The organism is Thalassovita mangrovi (assembly GCF_009857745.1).
GTDB lineage: Bacteria > Pseudomonadota > Alphaproteobacteria > Rhodobacterales > Rhodobacteraceae > Thalassobius > Thalassobius mangrovi.
Genome location: NZ_WWEN01000001.1, coordinates 210,896 through 229,301, shown reverse-complemented (window position 1 = coordinate 229,301; position 18,406 = coordinate 210,896). Strand labels below are relative to the sequence as shown.

Genomic DNA, 18,406 nt, shown 5'->3' with positions numbered 1-18,406 from the left:
CCGCTGCCCCTCTTCCTGATGTGCCGCTTTGCGCGGCTTACCGCTAAATATTGTTGGCAAATGCATGCTAGACACACATTTGCCACGTTATTGTTGCGATTTTACATCAACTTGCGGCGGCGTGTCACGCGAATATCCAGATCGTTGATCTTCTTACGCAGCGTATTGCGGTTGATGCCCAGAAGGTCGGCGCATTTCGCCTGATTTCCGCCGGTCGCTTCCAGCGCGATTTCAATGAGCGGCAGCTCAACTTCGCGCAGGATACGGGCATAGAGCCCCGGCGGCGGCAGCATGTTACCGTGCAGATCGAAATAGCGGCGCAGGTGGCGGCCGACCGAGGCCGACAGCTTTTCGCTGTCGCCGCCGCCCAGCACCGGTTCCATCTCGGGCTGGTTCCCCAGCACCGATTCGACTTCGGAGCGGCTGATTTCCTCGGCGCGCGAGGTCAGCACCAGCCGCCGGATCGCGTTTTCCAGCTGCCGCACATTGCCCGGCCAGCTATAGGCGCGCATCAGTTCCAGCGCCTCGGCCGACAGGGTGCGCGACGGCGCGCCGTCGCGTTCGGCGCGGACCAGGAAATGTTCCGCCAGCAGCGGAATGTCCTCGACCCGTTCGCGCAAGCTGGGCACCTGGATCGTCGCACCGCTCAGCCGGTAATAGAGGTCCTGGCGCATCGCGCCCTTGTCCAGCGCGTCGGACAGGTCGCCTTGGCTGGTCGCCATGAAGCGCGGCGAATGTTCGCCGGGATTGTCCATCATCCGCACGATGCGGGCCTGGATTTCGGCATCGACATCGCCGATCTCATCGAACAGCACGGTGCCGCCCTTGACCCGGGCCAGCACCCGCGCCGGGCCTTCGAGATCCTGCAGCTCGGCCGCGGTGACGGTGACGAACGGCAGCGTGCGGCGGTCGGAAAAATCGTGGATCGCGCGGGCGATCAGCGATTTGCCGGTGCCGGATTCACCGGCAATCAGAACCGGCAGGTCGGTGTTCATCACCTTTGCCACCAGACGATACAGCGATTGCATCGCAGGCGTCCGCCCCACCAGAGGCAGGTCGTCGGGCCGTTCCTTTTCTTCCTCAGCCGGGGCCGAGGGTGCGGCGTGCCGGCGCTGTTCCAGCGCTTTGGCGGTGCGCTTCATCAGGTCGGGCAGATCGAAGGGCTTGGGCAGATAATCATAGGCTTCCGCCTCGGCCGCCTGGATCGCCGTCATGATGGTGTTCTGCGCCGAAATCACGATCACCGGCAGACCGGGACGGTCCTCGGCGATCTTGGGCAGCATTTCCAACCCGTTACCGTCGGGCATCATCACGTCGGTGATCACCACGTCGCCCTTGCCTTCGCCGACCCACCGCATCAGCGTGGTCAGCGACGAGGTCGCGTGTACCTTGCATCCGGCCCGTGTCAGGGCCTGGGTCAAAACCGTGCGGATCGTGCGATCGTCATCAGCAACAAGAACCGTGCCGTCCATCAGTTGCTCTCCTTTTTACTTCGCCGCTTGGGATCGGGCGCCATCGGTAGGGAAATCTTGAACACCGTCCGCCCGGGGACGGAATCGACGGAAATCCAGCCGTCGTGATCGGAAATGATCTTGCTGACCAGGGCCAGGCCCAGTCCGGTGCCGTTTTCTCGGCCCGACACGAAGGGGTCGAAGATATCGCCCTTGATGTCGTCCGGCAGCCCCGGACCGTCGTCGATGATTTCGATCTGCAGCGGCAGGGATTGCCCGGTGCCATCGGCCCGGCGCAGCCGGAACGAATGTTCGTAGAAGGTGTGCAGGCGGATGGTTCCGCCTTCCTTATCAGCCGCTTGCGAGGCGTTCTTGATCAGGTTCAGCACGACCTGAAGCAGCTGATCGGGGTCGCCAAGCGCCAAGGGCAGCGAGGGGTCGTAATCCTCGACGATCTTCATATGCGCGCCGAAACCCAGCAGCGCCGAGCGCCGCGCGCGGTCCAGCACGTCGTGGACATTGACCGGCACCCGGTGCGGTTCGCTCAAGTTTCCGAACTGTTCCACCTGTTCCAGCAGTTTCACGATGCGGCGGCTTTCCGACACGATCAGGTCGGTCATTTCCATGTCCTCGGCGCTGAGGTTCATCGACAGAAGCTGAGCCGCGCCGGTGATGCCCGCCAAGGGGTTCTTGATTTCATGGGCCAGCATTTCGGCCATGCCGATGGCCGATTTGGCCGCCGATTTCACCGAATGGCTTTGCGTCATCCGCCCCGCCAGTTCGCGCGGCGAGATCAGGAAGATCATGTAACCCGGCTTGCCCTGCAAGGGCGCGATCGACAGGTTGCAATGCAGCGGCGCGCGGGTGCCGGTGCCGACATCGACATCGTTGACGAAGAGCGGCGAATTGGTGTCGCGGGCGCGGGTGAAGGCTTCTTCCAGCGGCGCGTCGATCATGATCCGGTCCCAGACCGGTTCATCGCGGATGGTCTTTACGGAAGTGTTCAGGAACCCTTCGGCGGCCGAGTTGATGTCGCAAATCTTGTCCTGCGGATCGACGATCACGCCGGGGATCGGCAGCGAGGACCAGATCATCTTGTCGTCGGTATCTTCGGTCATGCCGCGGCCCGTTCCGGTTCCAGCAGCGCCGCGGGCAGCTGCGCGATCACCCCTGCTGGGTCGCGTTCGGTCAGCACGGCACGCCGCGCGATCGGCCCGGTGCCCGCTTCATCCATGTACCAGCCCAGATGTTTGCGCGCCACGCGCAGGCCCAGGTCGGGGCCGTAAAAGTCCAGCATCGCCTCGTAGTGCGCGATTACCATATCTGCGAGTTCCTCATTTTCGGGCACTTTCGGTGCCTCTTTTCCAAACAGCTCTGCCGCCACCTGCGCCAGAAGCCAGGGTTTTCCCTGTGCGCCGCGTCCGATCATCACCCCGTCGGCGCTCGACAGTTTCATCGCTTCGGCCGCGTCTGCCGCCGAACAGATGTCGCCATTGGCGATGACCGGGATCGTCACGGCGTCTTTCACCTCGCGGATCGCGGCCCAATCGGCGCGGCCCTTGTAGAACTGGCACCGGGTGCGGCCGTGGATGGTGATCATCTTGATGCCCGCATTTTCCGCCCGCTTTGCCAGGTCGGCCGCGTTCAGCAGATCGTCGTCCCAGCCCAGCCGGGTCTTCAGCGTCACCGGCAGGTCGACCGCCTCGACCACCGCCTCGATCAGCGTCAGTGCGTGGTCGAGGTCTTTCAGCAAAGCCGAGCCGGAATAGCCATTCACCACCTTCTTGGCCGGGCAGCCCATGTTGATGTCGATGATCTGCGCGCCGTTGTCCTGGACCATCTGGGCCGCACGGCGCATCCATTCGGCATCGCGCCCGGCCAGCTGCACCGCCGTGTTGGCCTTGCCGAAACCCAGTTCGGCCCGTTCGCGCACGCCGGGCTTGGCCTGGACCATTTCCTGGCTCGCCACCATTTCGCTGACCACCAGCCCGGCGCCGAATCCCGCGACCAGGTCGCGGAACGGCAGGTCGGTGATTCCGGCCAGAGGGGCCAGGAATACCGGGGGTGTGAGGGTGTTGTCAGCGAGTGTGAGGGACACGTGCCTAATCCTTGAGCAGTTGCCTCTGGCTAACCCAGAGGAGGGCTGGCTTCAATGAAACCCGCCCAGTTTTGAACCTGCTTCGTTACATATGCCTATTTTTTAATCACGCAACCCGGTGAGATGCGGCGGATTGCCCTTCCCGGCCCCAGGGCCTATGCACAAAGACGAACAATTCCTAATCAGCCGAAAGGGCCGCCCGAGATGAAAACCGCCGCGCTCATCGTCGCCGCAGGCCGCGGCAGCCGTGCCGGTGGCGGCCTGCCCAAGCAATGGCGCCCGCTGGCCGGGCACCGGGTGGCGGACTGGACCCTGCGGGCCTTTGCCGATCACGCCGCGGTCGATGTCGTGATGCTGGTGATCCACCCCGACGATCATGACTTTCTTGGCGACTGGGCAGATCACCCCAAGATCCGTATCACCCATGGCGGCGCGACGCGCGACGCTTCGGTGCTGAACGGGCTGGAGGCGCTGGCGGGTGACGGCATCGGCAAGGTCCTGGTCCATGACGTGGCGCGCCCCTGCGTCGGTCCGGTACTGATCGACGCGGTTCTGACGGCTCTCGACACCCATCGCGGCGCGGCCCCCGGGTTGGCCGTGGTCGATGCGCTGTGGTGCGGCGAGGATGGGATCGTGCAGGGCGTGCAGGACCGCGAGGGGCTGTACCGGGCGCAGACGCCGCAGGGCTTCGATTTCGCCACGCTGCTGGCGGCCCATCGCGCCCATCCCGTCGGCGCGGCGGACGATGTCGAAGTGGCGCGGGCCGCCGGGGTTGAAGTGGCCATCGTTCCGGGCGAAGAAAGCAATCTGAAAATCACCCGGCCCGAGGATTTCGCGCGGGCCGAACGCATTCTGGGGGGACAGATGGATATCCGTCTTGGCAATGGTTACGACGTGCACCGGTTCGGTGACGGCGACCACGTTATCCTGTGCGGCGTGCAGGTGCCGCATGATCGCGGGCTGCAGGGGCATTCGGATGCCGATGTGGGCATGCACGCGGTCACCGACGCGATCTATGGCGCGCTGGCCGAGGGCGATATCGGCCGCCACTTCCCGCCGTCCGATCCGCAGTGGAAGGGTGCTGCGAGCGAGATCTTCCTGAAACACGCCGTCGATCTGGCCGCGTCAAAAGGCTTCACCATCGGCAATGTCGATTGCACGCTGGTCTGCGAATACCCCAAGGTTGGGCCGCATGCCGATGCGATGCAGGCGGAAATGGCCCGGATCATGGGGATGGACCCCGACCGTGTATCGGTCAAGGCCACGACCAGCGAACGGCTGGGCTTTACCGGGCGCGGCGAAGGCATCGCCGCATTGGCAACCGCAACATTGGTGAAACCATGACAAAACTGATCGCGACCTTCTTCTATGTCGGCCTTCTGAAACCGGCCCCGGGCACCTGGGGATCGCTGGCCGCCCTGCCCGTCGCTTACGCGCTTTACATGCTGGGCGGCGTGCCGCTGTTCCTGATCGCCACCGTCGCGGTGTTCGTGCTGGGCTGGTGGGCCACCGCGAAGGAAACCGAAGGCAAGGACGACAAGGACCCCAGCGAGATCGTCATCGACGAGGTCGCGGGCCAGTGGATCGCGCTGGCCCCGGCGCTGATCGGCGCGGCCCATGCGGGGGCGGATGTTCTGGCGCTCTGGCCCGGTTGGATCACCGCCTTCCTTGCCTTCCGGCTGTTCGACATCTGGAAGCCCGGCCCCGTCGGCTGGGCCGACCGGCGCGGAGGCCCGATGGGGGTGATGCTGGACGACGTGATCGCCGGTGTCTTCGCGGGCATCGTGGTGGTGATAGGCGCCGGCATCTCGCACGGGGTGCTGGGGTTGTGACCGGTCCGGCCGATATCCTGGACCGCTACCGGGCGCTTGGGTGGCGCATTGCCGCCGCCGAAAGCTGCACCGGCGGCATGGTGATGGCCGCCCTGACCGATGTGCCCGGGTCCTCGGACGTGGTCGAGCGCGGTTTCGTCACCTATTCCAACGCCGCCAAGGTCGAAATGCTGGGCGTAAAGGAACAGACGATTTACGCCGTCGGCGCGGTGTCCGAGGAAGTGGCGCGCGAAATGGCCGAAGGGGCGCTGGAATTTTCCAACGCCGACGTCACCGTTTCGATCACCGGCATCGCCGGACCGGGCGGGTCGGAACACAAGCCCGAGGGCCGGGTGTGCTTCGGATTGGCGATGAACAATAAGCCAACGCATACCGAAACCGTCGAATTCGGGCCGCTCGGGCGCGCCAATGTCCGCGCCAACTCTGTTCAAAAAGCACTCGACTTGCTCAAATATGCAGCAGACATGATGTGATGCGTAATGCGCCATAGGTACAATATAGCGCCTATCTATTAGTCATTTTGCAAACTGACGCCTTTTTAAACGCCCATTCGGCCTATTGTTGCTTTCTTTTGCATCCGTTTCACGATTGATCCGCGCCAACCAAAAAGGAAGGAAGGATCAATGAACGGAGCGGATACCGCCTGGATCATCGTCGCGACGGCCCTTGTGCTGTTCATGACATTGCCCGGACTGGCGCTGTTTTACGGCGGCCTGGTTCGCGCGCGCAACGTGCTGAGCGTTTTCATGCATTGCTATGCCATCGCCTGCCTGATGAGCGTCCTGTGGTTCGCGCTTGGCTATTCGGTGGCCTTCGGCGACGGCGGCGCGCTGTGGGGTGGCCTGGGCAAGCTGTTCCTCAACGGCATCACCGCCGATACCCTGTCGGGCACCCTGCCCGAGGTGCTGTTCTTTGCCTTCCAGATGACCTTCGCCATCATCACGCCGGCGCTGATCGTCGGCGCTTACGTGGAACGGATCGGTTTCGGCTTCGTGCTGCTGTTTTCGGCGCTTTGGATGCTGATCGTCTACGCGCCGGTGACGCACTGGATCTGGGGCGGCGGATTTCTGGCCGATGGCGGCATCTTCGGCGACACCGGCGTGAAGGATTTCGCGGGCGGCATCGTGGTGCATGAAACCGCGGGCATCGCGGCGCTGGTTCTGGCCGTCATGCTGGGCGCGCGCCGCAACAAGACCACCCCGCCGCACAATCCCGGCTACGTGATGATCGGCGCGGCGATGCTGTGGGTCGGCTGGTTCGGCTTCAACGGCGGATCGCAACTGGCCGCCGATGGCGGCGCCGCGATGGCGCTGACCGTGACCCATATCTCGGCCGCCACCGCGTCGCTCACCTGGGCGCTGTGGGAACGGATCAAATACGGCAAGGCGTCGCTGGTGGGTCTGGTCACCGGCACCATCGCCGGTCTGGCCTCGATCACCCCGGCCAGCGGTTTCGTGGGCCCGGTCGAGGCGCTGATCATCGGTGCGATCGCCGGTGTACTGTGCCAGGAAATGGTCAACGTGATCCGCAACAAGCTCGATATCGACGACACTTTGGACGTCTTCGCGGTGCATGGCGTCGGCGGCATCTTCGGCACGATCATGATCGCGGTGTTCGGCGCGGGCAGCTGGGCGGCGCAGCTGGGCAGCCTCGCCATCGTCGGGGCCTTCACCCTGGTGGCTTCGGTCATCATCGCCAAGCTGGTCGCCATGATCACCCCGCTGCGGGTGGATGCGGAAACCGAAACCAACGGTCTGGACCTCAGCGTTCACGGTGAACGGGCCTACGATCACCGGTCGTAAGGACGGCGCAGGTCGGAAAACAAACGGGCCCCATCGGGGCCCGTTTTGCATCAGGAGGTCAGAAAGCTGGCGATACTCGATGCAGGCGCCTCGGCGCAGATGGCAGCCCAGGCTTCCTCTGGCCGGTCTTCCCCTATCAGGCTGCGCGATTTCGCCCGGACCTTCGCCTCGCGCTCCGCCAGCGGCATCGGCGCGTTCAGGTCGTGCGTCGCCTGCATCTTGCCGCCATCGCTCAGCTCGACCTCCAGCACCGCGCCGGTTTCGCTGACGCTGTCGTCCGCGGTCACCTCGACCAGCTTCCGCAACCGTTGGATCGCGGCATCGGCGCAAAGCGCATCGGTATAGCTGTCCAGCGCGCCTGTATCGTGGCCGAGGAAGTGCATCGGCAGCACGGTGGCATAGCTGAATTTCGCCCCCAGCCCGGTCATCGGTTCCGGCTGATTGCACACAGTCATCCAGCGCGGATGGGTACGCACCCGTATGGCGGCGATCCGATCCGGATCGACGGCATCGAGCGTTCGTGCCGCTTCCAGCACCGCGTGCAGTCCGTGGCAGCAGGCGTGGAACTTGTGGCTGACCTGCGGGAACACCCAGGTCGTGCCCAGCCCGTCCAAGGCAGACATGTCGGCCTGCCCCATATGGGTCGGCCCAAATCCCTGCGCCGCCTCCAGCCCCAGCGGATTGGCGACGAAGCCGCGCGCCACCAGCGTCGCGGCCTCCACCCCGTTCGACGCGGCCAGACCGGCGTTATAGGGTTTCGCCATGGTGCCGAATTGCGATTTCAGCCCCGAGGCGCGGGTCGCCGCCAGCCCCAGCACCATTTCGCATTGCGCGGCATCCAGCCCCATCAAACGTGCCACCGCCATCGCCGCGCCGAAGGTTCCGGCGGTGCCGGTCTGATGGAACCCGCCCTGGTAATGATCGCGGCCCAGCCAGATGCCTATACGGGTGGAACATTCCACCCCGATCAGGCAGGCCTGCTGAAACGCCGCGCCATCCGCCCCGGTCTTTTCTGCCACCGCCAGGGCCGCCGCGACGACCGGCGCCGAGGGGTGGCCGATGTTGGCGAAATGGGTGTCGTCGTAATCCAGCGCATGGGCGATGGTGCCATTGGCCAGCGCCGCCGCCCGCACCGGAACCATAACGCCGCCAAACACCGTGGCCTGCGCCGCGCCCGCTTCCTCCGCCACCATGTCCCGCACGATGGCGGAAACCGGCTCGTCCCGCCCGGCGATGCCCACCGACAGCCAGTCGAGCAGCGACAGGCGCATCACCGCCATCGCCTCCGCGTCGATCCGGTCCGCTGCGGTGCCTGCCGCGAAATCCGCGATCTGTTTGGTGATACCTGACACAGAATCCTCCCCCTCTGATCGGGGGAAGGTTAGCGCCTCAGGCGGCGCCGTAAAGGTCCGCCGCCCGGTTTTCGAAGGCGCGCACGATGCGGTGCATTGCTTCGTTGAACACCACCCCGATGATCCCCTGCAGCACGGCGTTCTTGAATTCGAAATCGACGAAGAAGGACACGTCGCAGCCCCCTTCGGCATCGGCGAAGGACCAGGTCGATTTCATGTATTTGAACGGCCCGTCCAGGTATTCGGTGTCGATCTTCAGCCCTTGCGGATCGAGGATCACCCGGCTGCCGAACCGTTCGCGGAACACCTTGAAGCTGATCACCAGGTCGGCCTCCATCACCTCGCGCCCGTCACCCTCCGGCGTCACGCTGCGGATCCGCGCCGCGGCGCACCAGGGCAGGAATTTCGGATAGGCCGCCACATCGGCCACCAGATCGTACATCTGCTGCGCCGTATATGGCAGGCGGCGGGTTTCGGAATGGGTCGGCATGTCGCCCCTTTTTCGCGTGACAGTGGGGGCTGATTTCGTAGACTGAGCGCGAAATTGCAAGGGGGTGTCATGCCAGAGCGTCCATATGTCATCGACGAAATGATCTCGGCCAAGCAGATCGCAGCGCGGATCGAAGCCTTGGCGCGCGAGATCGAAGAAGAATTCGCCGATACCGGGAAACTGGTCGTGGTCGGGCTGTTGCGCGGCAGTTTCGTCTTCATCGCCGATCTGGTGCGCGAGTTGGACCTGCCGGTGGAGGTCGATTTCCTCGAAGCCTCGTCCTATGGCAACGCGATGGAAAGCTCGCGCGAGGTGCGTATCCTCAAGGACCTGCGCGGCGAAATCGAAGGCCGCGACGTGCTGGTGGTCGAGGATATCGTCGATACCGGTTACACCCTGACCCACGTGCTGGGCCTGCTGAAATCGCGCAGCCCCGCGCGGCTGAGAACCATCGCCCTGCTGGACAAGCCGTCGCGCCGGGAAACCGATGTGAAGGCCGACTGGATCGGGTTCGAGATTCCCGACGAATTCGTCGTCGGCTACGGCATCGATTTCGCGCAGCGCAACCGCAACCTGCCCTATATCGGCAAGGTCCGTTTCACCGACGAAGACAAGGCGTGAGCCCGCGATGCACTGGCTGTTCCGGATGTCGAAATGGGCGCGCAACCCGCCCTCGGCGGGCCGGGTCAGGCTGGTGCTGGCGGTGATCGTGATCTGCCTGGCGATCTATGCGGTGGAACGCTGGATCGGCTGGCCGGACTGGTTGACGCTGGACGGTCGCGCCCGCTTCCTGCGCCCGTAAGTGGTTCTGACGAAGTTGTGAATTCCCTCCGGTGGTCCCATGGTTAAGCTGCCCTTGAATAGCAGCCAAAGCGGAGTTTCACTGATGAAAGCCATTACCAAGTTCACCCTCGCTCTCACCCTCGCCGCCGGCGTCGGCAGCGCAGCTTACGCCAATGAGGCCGCCATCAAGGCGCGCCAGGGCCAGATGGAGCTCTATGCCCATTACCTGGGCCTGCTGGGCGGCATGGCCAAGGGCGCCGTGCCCTATGACGCCGACAAAGCCGGGGCTGCCGCCGCCAGCCTGGCGTCCCTGACCAAGCTCGATTCGTCGCGCCTGTGGCCGGAAGGGTCCGATGATATGTCGGCCGAGGGCACCCGCGCCCTGCCCGCGATCTGGGACAATCCCGACGACGTGATGAAAAAGGCGATGGCACTGGGCGAAGCGGCTGCCGGCATGGAAATGGCCGCCGGTCAGAGCCTCGAGTCGCTGCAGGGCGCGATGGGGCCGCTGGGCGGCGCCTGCGGTGCCTGCCACAAGGCCTATCGCGCGCCCGATAGCTGATCCGGGCGAGCAGGATGTACAGGGCTGCAAGGTATTTCGTCTTCCTGATCATTCTGGCGGGCGCGGTGTTCTGGTGGATCACCGCGCCCAAACGCGTCAGCGAAACGGACATTGCCGGTCTGACCGGCGATGCCGTACGGGGCGAAACGGTGTTCTGGGCCGGCGGCTGCGCCGCTTGCCATTCCGCCCCGGGGGCCGAGGGCGACGCGCGGCTGGTGCTGTCGGGCGGGCGCGGTTTTGCCAGCGATTTCGGCACGTTCCACGCGCCCAATATCTCGCCCGATCCGACCCACGGCATTGGCGGCTGGCAGGCGGTCGACCTGGTCAACGCGATGCGCCACGGCACCGCGCCGGATGGCAGTCATTATTACCCGGCCTTCCCCTACACCTCCTACGCGCGCGCAGACCTGCAGGACATGGTCGACCTCTGGGCCTTCCTGCAAACCCTGCCCGCTTCGGACCTGCCCGACACCGCGCATGAGGTCGGCTTCCCCTTCTCCATCCGCCGCCTGCTGGGCGGTTGGAAATTCCTGTTCAGTGGGCCGGATCAAGTGGTCACCGCCGATCTGCCGCCCGAAGCCGCCCGCGGCCGTGCCCTCGTCGAAGGGCTGGGCCATTGCGGCGAATGCCACAGCCCGCGCAACGCCTTGGGCGGGATCGATTACGCCCGCTGGCTGGGCGGCGCACCCAACCCGGCCGGGCGCGGCACCATCCCCAATATCACCCCGGGCAAGCTCACCTGGTCCGAACCCGATCTGGTGGAGTATTTCACCTCCGGCTTCACCCCGGACTACGACAGCGCCGGGGGCGAGATGGCCGAGGTGGTGCAGAACCTCGCAAAACTGCCGGTCGAGGATCGCCGCGCCATCGCCGCCTATCTCAAGGCGGTCCCGGCGGTGGAGTGATCCGATTGTGCGCCCGTGCCAGGCGCGCTTGGTATCTCAAGAAAACGCCTGCGGCCTTTTCTTTCGGGCTGCCTCCGGCGGGAGTATTTCGACCAAGAAGAAACAAGGAACTCACTTGCCCTTCTTCTGTTTAAAAATATCCCGGGGGTCTGGGGGCAGCGCCCCCAGCCTTCACTGAGATCAGGCCCGGCCCAGCTTTTCCAGACGCGCCGCGCGCAGCCGGGCGAAATCGTCGCCCGCGTGGTAGGACGACCGGGTCAGCGGCGTCGCCGAAACCATCAGGAATCCCTTGCCATAGGCCGCCTTTTCGTAAGACGCGAATTCATCGGGATGCACGAACCGGTCCACCGCGTGGTGTTTCGGCGTCGGCTGCAGGTATTGGCCGATGGTGAGGAAATCGATATCGGCGGCGCGCATGTCGTCCATCACCTGATGCACTGACTGGCGGTCTTCGCCCAGGCCCACCATGATGCCAGATTTGGTGAACATCGTGGGGTCCAGTTCCTTGACCCGCTGCAACAGCCGCAGCGAATGGAAATAGCGCGCGCCGGGGCGCACTTCGGGATAGAGGCCCGGCACGGTTTCAAGGTTGTGGTTGAACACGTCGGGTTTCGCCGCGACCACCACTTCCAGCGCCGATGCGTCGCATTTCAGGAAATCCGGGGTCAGGATTTCGATCGTGGTGTCGGGCGAGCGGTGACGGATGGCGCGGATGGTCTGGGCGAAATGTTCCGCGCCGCCGTCGTCCAGATCGTCACGGTCGACCGAGGTCACCACCACGTGGTTCAGCCCCAGCTTCTGCACCGCGTCGGCGACCCGGCCCGGTTCGAACACGTCGAGCGTATCGGGCCGCCCGGTGGCGATGTTGCAGAAGGTGCAGCCACGGGTGCAGATGCCGCCCATGATCATCATGGTGGCGTGGCCCTGGCTCCAGCATTCGCCGGCATTGGGGCAGCCGGCTTCTTCGCAGACGGTGACCAGCTTGTGGTCGCGCATGATCTTGTGGGTCTGTTTGTAGCCCTCCGACACCGGCGCCTTGACCCGGATCCAGTCGGGTTTCTTGGGCTGGGCATTATCGGGGCGATGGGCCTTTTCCGGGTGGCGTTGCTCGGGGATTTTCAGATCACGCACGGGACTGTCCTGCTGTTTTGGCTGCTTCTACTATAATTCGCCGCTCAAGGAACCGCCAGCGCTGCATAACCGATATGCGCGCCCGCCCGGCGGCGATGCCGCAAGTGCAACATTTCCCTGAAAAACAAGGCGCTTCGACCTTCAAGCCCCTGAAATAATGCAACAACGGCAATGCTGCACATGCAGAAACGGGATTGTCCCCCCGGCTGAAACCCTTAAAAGGTGCCGCGACCCCAACAAAAAGGATGCGCCAATGCAAGCTGGCCTGAAACTCCCCGACGTCACCTTCCGCACCCGTGTGCGTGACGAATCCGTCGGCGGCCCGAACCCGTTCCGCTGGCAGGACATGACCACCGATGATTACTTCGCCGGCAAGCGGGTGATCCTGTTTTCGCTGCCCGGCGCCTTCACGCCCACCTGTTCGACCTACCAGTTGCCCGGTTTCGAAGATAACTTCGGCGCGTTCCAGGATCTGGGCATCGACGAAATCTACTGCATGTCGGTGAACGACAGCTTCGTGATGAACAAATGGGCCGAAGCCCAGGGCATCAAGAACGTCAAGGTGATCCCGGACGGGTCGGGCGAATTCACCCGCAAGGTCGGCATGCTGGTGGCCAAGGACAATCTGGGCTTCGGGATGCGGTCCTGGCGCTATGCGGCGATCGTCAATAACGGCATCGTCGAAGCCTGGTTCGAAGAACCCGGCCGCGCCGACAACCACGGCGAAGACCCCTATGGCGAAAGCGCGCCGGAAAACCTGCTGAAATACCTGCAAAACGCCGGCGCCGAAGTGGCCGCCGAATAAGCGCGATATCAGCGATCCGACGGAACCCGCGGCGCCACCTGGCCCGCGGGTTTTTCTTTACGCGGCCGGCTTCTCCGCGGCGCCGCTTTCTCCGACCGTCTGGTCCGCGCCGTCGATCTGCTCCAGCCCCGATTCCTTGAGGATTTCGACCAGTTCCTCCAGCCAGGGGCCGCCCTGGGTGGATTTGCGAAGCACCAGACCGACCTGCCGCCCCGGCTGGGGATCGGCGAAGCGGACCATTCGTAACCCGGGGCAGGCTTCGGATTCGGCGCTGACGGCGATTTCGGGGATCAAGGTCAGCCCGAACCCCGCCGCTACCAGCCGCGTCAGCGTCGCCAGCGACGACGCCCCCATGTTGATCTGGGCATGGCCGCGATTGCGGCCGCAGATTTCCAGCGCCTGGTCGGTCAGGCAATGGCCATCTTCCAGCAGCATCAGCTGACTGTCGCCAAGTGTGTCGGGGCGCAGGTCTTCGCGCATCGGCCCAAGCGCCTGCAGCCTCTTTTCGGTGCCCGCCAGCACGAAGCGGTCCTCGAACAGCGGCAATTCGGTCATGCCCGGTTCCAGCGTCGGCAGCGCCATCAGCGCCACGTCCAATTCGCCCGAGCGCAGCCCGTCGATCAGCCGGTCGGTCTTGCCTTCCTGCACCTCGACGTCGAGCCGGATATCGCGCGACCGCAATGCCGCCAGCGCGGCGGGCAGGATGTAAGGCGCGATGGTGGGGATCACGCCCAGCCGCAGCTTGCCCGACAGGCCGTCGCGCCAGCGCGCCTGTTCCTTCAGCGATTGCATGTCGCCCAGCACCCGTTCGGCATGATCGAGGATGATGCGCCCGAACGGGGTCAGCGCCACGTCGCGCGCTTTGCGTTCGACCAGCGGCTGACCGAGCTGTGCTTCGAGTTCGCGGATCTGCACCGACAGGGCGGGTTGAGAAATATGCACGACCTCGGCGGCGCGGCCGAAATTGCGCTGCTCTGCCAGGGCGATGAAGTATTCGAGCTGCTTGAAGGTAATGTTCATAACTTATGATTATCGAATTCTGCCACATTCGAGAAGCGGAATTATAGCGATTGTCCTTTATCAGGCGGATTTTTTCGCACCCCTACCACAGGAAACCCTGTTCCTTTGGCCGCCAATTCCTATAGTTGGACCGAACAGTGAGCAGAATTACCCGCATGACCGACCGCAAATCCAACGGCACGCTCGACCGCGTGCGCGATTACCTCAAGCAGATCGTCTATGGCGGCAATGACGGCATCGTCACCACCTTCGCCATCGTCGCCGGATTCGCCGGGGCGCGGGCCGAGGGCGTGGCTCAGATCGGCGGCCTTGCGGTGGTGGTGTTCGGGCTGGCCAACCTGTTCGCCGACGCGGTCAGCATGGGGTTGGGCGAATTCCTGTCGGCGCGGTCGCAGCACCAGATGTATCGCCGCCGCCGGACCGAGCGGCTGGAGGCGATCCGCCGCGACCAAACCGACGCCACTACCCGGCTGGCCGATCATTTCGGCAAGCGCGGACTGCCGGCCGATGAGGCGCGTCAGGCCGCCGAGGCGATGGCGAAACACCCGCCGCTGATGGCCGACATGCTGCTGAGCCATGAAAAGGCGGGAACGGCGCCGGAAACCGAAAACCCGGCGCTGAACGGGCTGGTCACCTTCGGGTCCTTCGTCTGTTTCGGGCTGCTGCCGATTGCGCCCTACCTGTTCCGCGCCGCGGATCAGACCACCTTCCGGCTGTCGCTGAGCCTGACCCTGCTGGCGCTGGCGATGCTGGGCATTTTGCGTGGCTGGGCGACGCGGGAAAGCCTGCGCCGCGCGGTGACCGAAACGCTTGGCGTCGGGTCGACCTGCGCGGCGGTTGCGTTTTTCGTCGGCTGGCTGGTGGGCGGTTAACCGATCATCGCGGCGGTATCGCCCAGGCTGTCGTAATGCATCTTCAGCCGCTGCAGGGCGATGCGCAGTACGATCTTGCCCGACCGGGCCGACCACCCCATCCGCTTTTCCGCCGTTTCCAGCCCTTCGAGGTAGCAACAGCAACGCAGCGCGACATCGCCCAGGCCCGGCCCCAGATCGCGCAGCGCGTTGGCGACCCGTTCGCGCGCGGTTTCGGGCCCCTGCCCCGTGCCATCCCGGTCCGGCAGGGCTTCCATCCGCGACAGTTCGAAATCCTCGCGCAGCCTTTCGCCCGCCGCGACCAGATCGGCGCTGAGAAACGGATTGCCCTCGCGATCTTTGCGCCGCGCCAGCAGCATCATCGGCGATTCCGCCGCGTTGTAACGATTGCGCCGCGTCGATGACCGGACCGAGGCGGGATCGAAGACTTCCCGGTCACCGGGAGCCATGGCAAACCCCGCCGGAGCCTCGGCGAAACCGGCCTGCGCCCGGGTTTCGGCCTGCGCCATCAGCCGGGTCAGCGCCGCGCGCCCCTCGGCGGTGATGTGATAGCGCGAAATCCGCCCCGGATCAGTGCAATCGATCCAGTCCTTCAGCGCCATCGCCTCGGCAATGCCGCGATCGACCACGGCGGTGCGGGTGCTGTTGCCGCTATCGTCTTCGCGCACCACCACCGCCTTTTCCATCTCGGCCGCCACCGCCAGAACGGCGGTCGTTTCGCACAAGCGGGGCAGGATACGCAGCGCTTCGGCGGTCAGGCGGGCCTCGTTGGGCAGGGTGCAGGCAGTCGTTTTGCGAACAGTCATCTGGCATTCCTTTTGAGTTTCACGCTGAGGAAAACCAGCCCGCACCGCGCTGGCATATTGACCGCACAGACGTTTGAGCGCCTCGTCCACCAGCCGGTCGTCGCGGCGGTTTTCAAGCTTGCGGATCTGCCGCATCACGGTCGAGGCATGGCAGCCGGAGCGTTGCGCCAGCCGCCGCATCGACAGCCCCATTTCCGTGTGTTCCAGATAAAGCCGGACCGAACCGGGCACCCAATCGGGCAACCCTTTCGCACCGAATTCCATTCGCAGGCTGTCGGACATTTCTCTTCCCCCAGGTCAATGCTAATGTCCTGGTTTTGTTTGATTTTTATCCAGAACACCCACAACCGAAGCGTGCAAAGGCTAATCGTTGGTTAACGTTTTCCTCACCGAAAATCGTAGTTTCCAAAAGGTAAACAGCGCCGAAAGCGGCCGTTCGCTCGTCCGACGCTGTGCGCAACACCCTCATTGGTAGTGCTACTTTTTCCGGGTTTTTTCGGGGGAGTTCAGATATGACCGATATTTTCAGCCTGCTTAGCCGCTTGAAGCGCCCTGCCCTGTTGATACGCGCCGCCCGCTGCGGCGTCGATCAATACAATCGAAACGTGCACCTTCTGCGGCTACTGGCCGTGGCAACCCTGCCGCGCAGCGGCCCGGCCCTTATCCAGCTGATGGAGATCGAACAGGACCTGGACCTGCAGCGGCGAACCGACCGCTGCAGCTATTCCTGCGCCCGCCATGTCGAGGTGCTTATCGCGATCATGGGCGAGGCGCGGCTGTTGCGCGCCTCCACCCCCGATCTGACCGCCGTCTGAGCCGGTTCAACCCAGGGCGTCGGGCATCGACGCCTTCTTGTCGGCGACATAGCCCGCCAGCGCTTCGGCCCGGGCCGGGTCCATCGCCGGCTGCTGGTAATCGGCCAGCAGCCTTTCCACCCGCGCCGAAGCCAGGGCCATGGTGTCGCGGCTGCCTTCTTCGGCCCAGGTTTCGAACGGTTTGTAATCGAACAGGTCCGAACGCCAAAAGGCCGATTTGAAATGCGATTGGGTATGGGCGCAGCCCAGGTAATGACCGCCCGGCCCTACTTCGCGGATCGCGTCCATCGCCTGCGCGTCCGTATCCATCGGGATTCCGGCGGCGAACTTGTGCAGCGCGCCCAGCTGATCGGCATCCATCACGAATTTCTCATAGGACGCCACCAGCCCGCCTTCGAGCCAGCCGCAGGCATGCAGCATGAAATTGACCCCCGACAGCAGCCCCATGTTGAGGCTGTTGGCGGTCTCGTAAGCGGCCTGCGCATCGGGCAGTTTCGAGCCGCAGAACGATCCCGACGACCGGTACGGCAGGTTCAGACGCCGCGCCAGTTGCCCGGCGCCATAGGTGATCTGGCTTGCCTCGGGCGTTCCGAAGGTGGGGGCGCCGGAATTCATGTCGATCGAGGTGACGAAGGCGCCCATGATCACCGGCGCACCCTTGCGCACCAGCTGGCTGTAGGCGACGCCGGCCAGAACCTCGGCCAGAACCTGGGTCAGCGTTCCGGCCACCGATACCGGTGCCATCGCGCCACCGACGATGAAGGGCGACACGATGCAGGCCTGGTTGTTTTCGGCATAGACCTCCAAAGCGCCCATCATCACGTCGTCGAAGGTCATCGGCGAATTGATGTTGACCAGCGAGGTCATCACCGTGTGATCGCGCACGAAGTCCTTGCCGAACAGAATCTCGCACATCTCGACGCTGTCGCGCGCCCGGGACGGTTCGGTGACCGATCCCATGAAGGGTTTGTCCGACAGCGTCATATGGGCGTGCAACATGTCCAGGTGCCGCTTGTTCACCGCCACGTCGGTCGGTTCGCAGACGGTGCCGCCGGAATGGTGCAGCCATTTCGACATGTAGCCCAGCTTCACGAAATTGCGGAAATCCTCCATCGTCGCGTAGCGGCGGCCACCCTTGGCGTCATGCACGAAGGGCGGGCCGTAGACCGGGGCCAGCACCAGGGATTTGCCGCCGATTTCCACGTTGCGTTCGGGGTTGCGGGCGTGCTGGGTGAAGGACGACGGCGCGGTCTTGCACAGCTCCCGCGCCAACCCGCGCGGGATATGAACCCGTTCGCCCTGCACATCCGCCCCCGCATCGCGCCAGCGTTGCAAGGCACCGGGATTGTTGACGAAATTTACCCCGATCTCTTCCAGGATCGTTTCGGCGTTGGTTTCGATGATCTCCAGCGCCTCTTCGGTCAGCACCTCGAAATTGGGAATATTGCGGGTGATGTATTGGGCGGTTTCGAAAGACACCGCGCTACGCTGCGCCCGTCGCGCCGCGCCGCCACCCGTTCTTGCCCGCCGCCGTGCTGTTGTTTCGCTCATCGCTCGTGTCATCCTGTCCGTTGCGCGGGGCGCCTGCCCCCGGTCTCGATATGTGTAGGGCACAGAGCGGCCAAAACCTGTGCGGTTTGCGGCTTCCGGGGGAAAAATACGACATTGCGGAACACGCGGCG

Annotated in this window: 20 protein-coding genes; 11 read left to right on the top strand and 9 right to left on the bottom strand. The window is 64.3% G+C overall.

All coding sequences use genetic code 11. The features are described 5' to 3' along the window. Positions 1-101 precede the first annotated feature (101 nt). The 3 genes from GR167_RS01125 to dusB are packed head-to-tail and all read right to left on the bottom strand — an operon-like array spanning position 102 to position 3,549. Complete coding sequence (locus tag GR167_RS01125) at positions 102-1,472, bottom strand: response regulator (RefSeq protein WP_160971598.1); 1,371 nt, start codon at positions 1,470-1,472, stop codon at positions 102-104. Then, on the bottom strand, positions 1,472-2,569 hold the full coding sequence (locus tag GR167_RS01120) for a two-component system sensor histidine kinase NtrB (protein ID WP_160971597.1): 1,098 nt from the start codon (positions 2,567-2,569) through the stop codon (positions 1,472-1,474). The genes GR167_RS01125 and GR167_RS01120 overlap by 1 nt, the downstream gene beginning before the upstream one ends. Next, on the bottom strand, positions 2,566-3,549 hold the full coding sequence (gene dusB, locus GR167_RS01115) for a tRNA dihydrouridine synthase DusB (protein ID WP_160971596.1): 984 nt from the start codon (positions 3,547-3,549) through the stop codon (positions 2,566-2,568). Before dusB ends, GR167_RS01120 begins: the two co-directional genes overlap by 4 nt. A 204-nt stretch (positions 3,550-3,753) precedes the next feature. Here dusB and GR167_RS01110 point away from each other — a divergent pair, with 204 nt between their 5' ends. From GR167_RS01110 to GR167_RS01095, 4 genes are all read left to right on the top strand, one after another. Continuing rightward, entirely contained in the window at positions 3,754-4,893 is a 1,140-nt protein-coding gene (locus GR167_RS01110; protein ID WP_160971595.1) for a bifunctional 2-C-methyl-D-erythritol 4-phosphate cytidylyltransferase/2-C-methyl-D-erythritol 2,4-cyclodiphosphate synthase, read from the top strand. Beyond that, on the top strand, positions 4,890-5,381 hold the full coding sequence (locus GR167_RS01105) for a phosphatidylglycerophosphatase A family protein (protein ID WP_160971594.1): 492 nt from the start codon (positions 4,890-4,892) through the stop codon (positions 5,379-5,381). Before GR167_RS01110 ends, GR167_RS01105 begins: the two co-directional genes overlap by 4 nt. After that, positions 5,378-5,854, top strand: a complete 477-nt coding sequence (locus tag GR167_RS01100) for a CinA family protein (protein WP_160971593.1) — start codon at positions 5,378-5,380, stop codon at positions 5,852-5,854. Before GR167_RS01105 ends, GR167_RS01100 begins: the two co-directional genes overlap by 4 nt. Before the next feature lie 150 nt (positions 5,855-6,004). Then, entirely contained in the window at positions 6,005-7,183 is a 1,179-nt protein-coding gene (locus GR167_RS01095) for an ammonium transporter (RefSeq protein ID WP_160971592.1), read from the top strand. A gap of 50 nt (positions 7,184-7,233) precedes the next feature. Here the strand turns inward: GR167_RS01095 and GR167_RS20390 are convergent, their stop codons facing one another. Together GR167_RS20390 and GR167_RS01085 are read right to left on the bottom strand one after the other, a co-directional pair. Then, entirely contained in the window at positions 7,234-8,535 is a 1,302-nt protein-coding gene (locus tag GR167_RS20390) for an MmgE/PrpD family protein (protein WP_370741211.1), read from the bottom strand. A 37-nt stretch (positions 8,536-8,572) separates the two neighbouring features. Continuing rightward, positions 8,573-9,025: a type II toxin-antitoxin system RatA family toxin gene (locus GR167_RS01085; RefSeq protein WP_160971591.1), complete on the bottom strand. Its 453-nt coding sequence runs from the start codon at positions 9,023-9,025 to the stop codon at positions 8,573-8,575. 69 nt (positions 9,026-9,094) lie between these two features. Here GR167_RS01085 and hpt point away from each other — a divergent pair, with 69 nt between their 5' ends. The 4 genes from hpt (at position 9,095) to GR167_RS01070 (ending at position 11,275) form a co-directional block, all read left to right on the top strand. Continuing rightward, a complete protein-coding gene (hpt, locus tag GR167_RS01080) occupies positions 9,095-9,646 on the top strand; it encodes a hypoxanthine phosphoribosyltransferase (protein WP_160971590.1) in 552 nt (183 codons plus the stop codon). 7 nt (positions 9,647-9,653) lie between these two features. Then, positions 9,654-9,827, top strand: a complete 174-nt coding sequence (locus tag GR167_RS20085) for a hypothetical protein (protein WP_212769788.1) — start codon at positions 9,654-9,656, stop codon at positions 9,825-9,827. Positions 9,828-9,911: 84 nt separating this feature from the next. After that, on the top strand, positions 9,912-10,370 hold the full coding sequence (locus GR167_RS01075; protein WP_160971589.1) for a c-type cytochrome: 459 nt from the start codon (positions 9,912-9,914) through the stop codon (positions 10,368-10,370). Positions 10,371-10,384: 14 nt separating this feature from the next. Beyond that, a complete protein-coding gene (locus tag GR167_RS01070; RefSeq protein WP_160971588.1) occupies positions 10,385-11,275 on the top strand; it encodes a c-type cytochrome in 891 nt (296 codons plus the stop codon). Between the two features lie 180 nt (positions 11,276-11,455). On the opposite strand, the gene lipA is transcribed toward GR167_RS01070, so the two are convergent. Continuing rightward, positions 11,456-12,406 carry a lipoyl synthase gene (lipA, locus tag GR167_RS01065; RefSeq protein WP_160971587.1) on the bottom strand — a complete coding sequence of 317 codons (951 nt, stop codon included), beginning with the start codon at positions 12,404-12,406 and terminating at the stop codon, positions 11,456-11,458. A gap of 253 nt (positions 12,407-12,659) precedes the next feature. Here lipA and GR167_RS01060 point away from each other — a divergent pair, with 253 nt between their 5' ends. Continuing rightward, complete coding sequence (locus GR167_RS01060; RefSeq protein ID WP_160971586.1) at positions 12,660-13,211, top strand: peroxiredoxin; 552 nt, start codon at positions 12,660-12,662, stop codon at positions 13,209-13,211. 57 nt (positions 13,212-13,268) lie between these two features. On the opposite strand, the gene GR167_RS01055 is transcribed toward GR167_RS01060, so the two are convergent. After that, positions 13,269-14,231: a hydrogen peroxide-inducible genes activator gene (locus GR167_RS01055; protein ID WP_160971585.1), complete on the bottom strand. Its 963-nt coding sequence runs from the start codon at positions 14,229-14,231 to the stop codon at positions 13,269-13,271. Between the two features lie 137 nt (positions 14,232-14,368). On the opposite strand from GR167_RS01055, the gene GR167_RS01050 reads away from it, so the two are divergent. After that, on the top strand, positions 14,369-15,103 hold the full coding sequence (locus tag GR167_RS01050) for a VIT1/CCC1 transporter family protein (RefSeq protein WP_370741210.1): 735 nt from the start codon (positions 14,369-14,371) through the stop codon (positions 15,101-15,103). Here GR167_RS01050 and GR167_RS01045 read toward each other — a convergent pair. Further along, entirely contained in the window at positions 15,100-16,191 is a 1,092-nt protein-coding gene (locus tag GR167_RS01045; protein ID WP_235915805.1) for a DUF6456 domain-containing protein, read from the bottom strand. The two genes, GR167_RS01050 and GR167_RS01045, sit on opposite strands and share 4 nt — an antisense overlap. Before the next feature lie 230 nt (positions 16,192-16,421). Between GR167_RS01045 and GR167_RS01040 the strand changes: the two genes are divergently transcribed. Continuing rightward, the gene (locus GR167_RS01040; protein WP_160971584.1) at positions 16,422-16,724 is read left to right on the top strand and encodes a DUF6477 family protein; all 303 of its coding nucleotides are present in this window, start codon (positions 16,422-16,424) and stop codon (positions 16,722-16,724) included. A gap of 6 nt (positions 16,725-16,730) precedes the next feature. On the opposite strand, the gene GR167_RS01035 is transcribed toward GR167_RS01040, so the two are convergent. After that, positions 16,731-18,275, bottom strand: coding sequence for a trimethylamine methyltransferase family protein (locus GR167_RS01035; protein WP_160971583.1), 1,545 nt, complete (start codon positions 18,273-18,275; stop codon positions 16,731-16,733). Positions 18,276-18,406 lie beyond the last annotated feature (131 nt).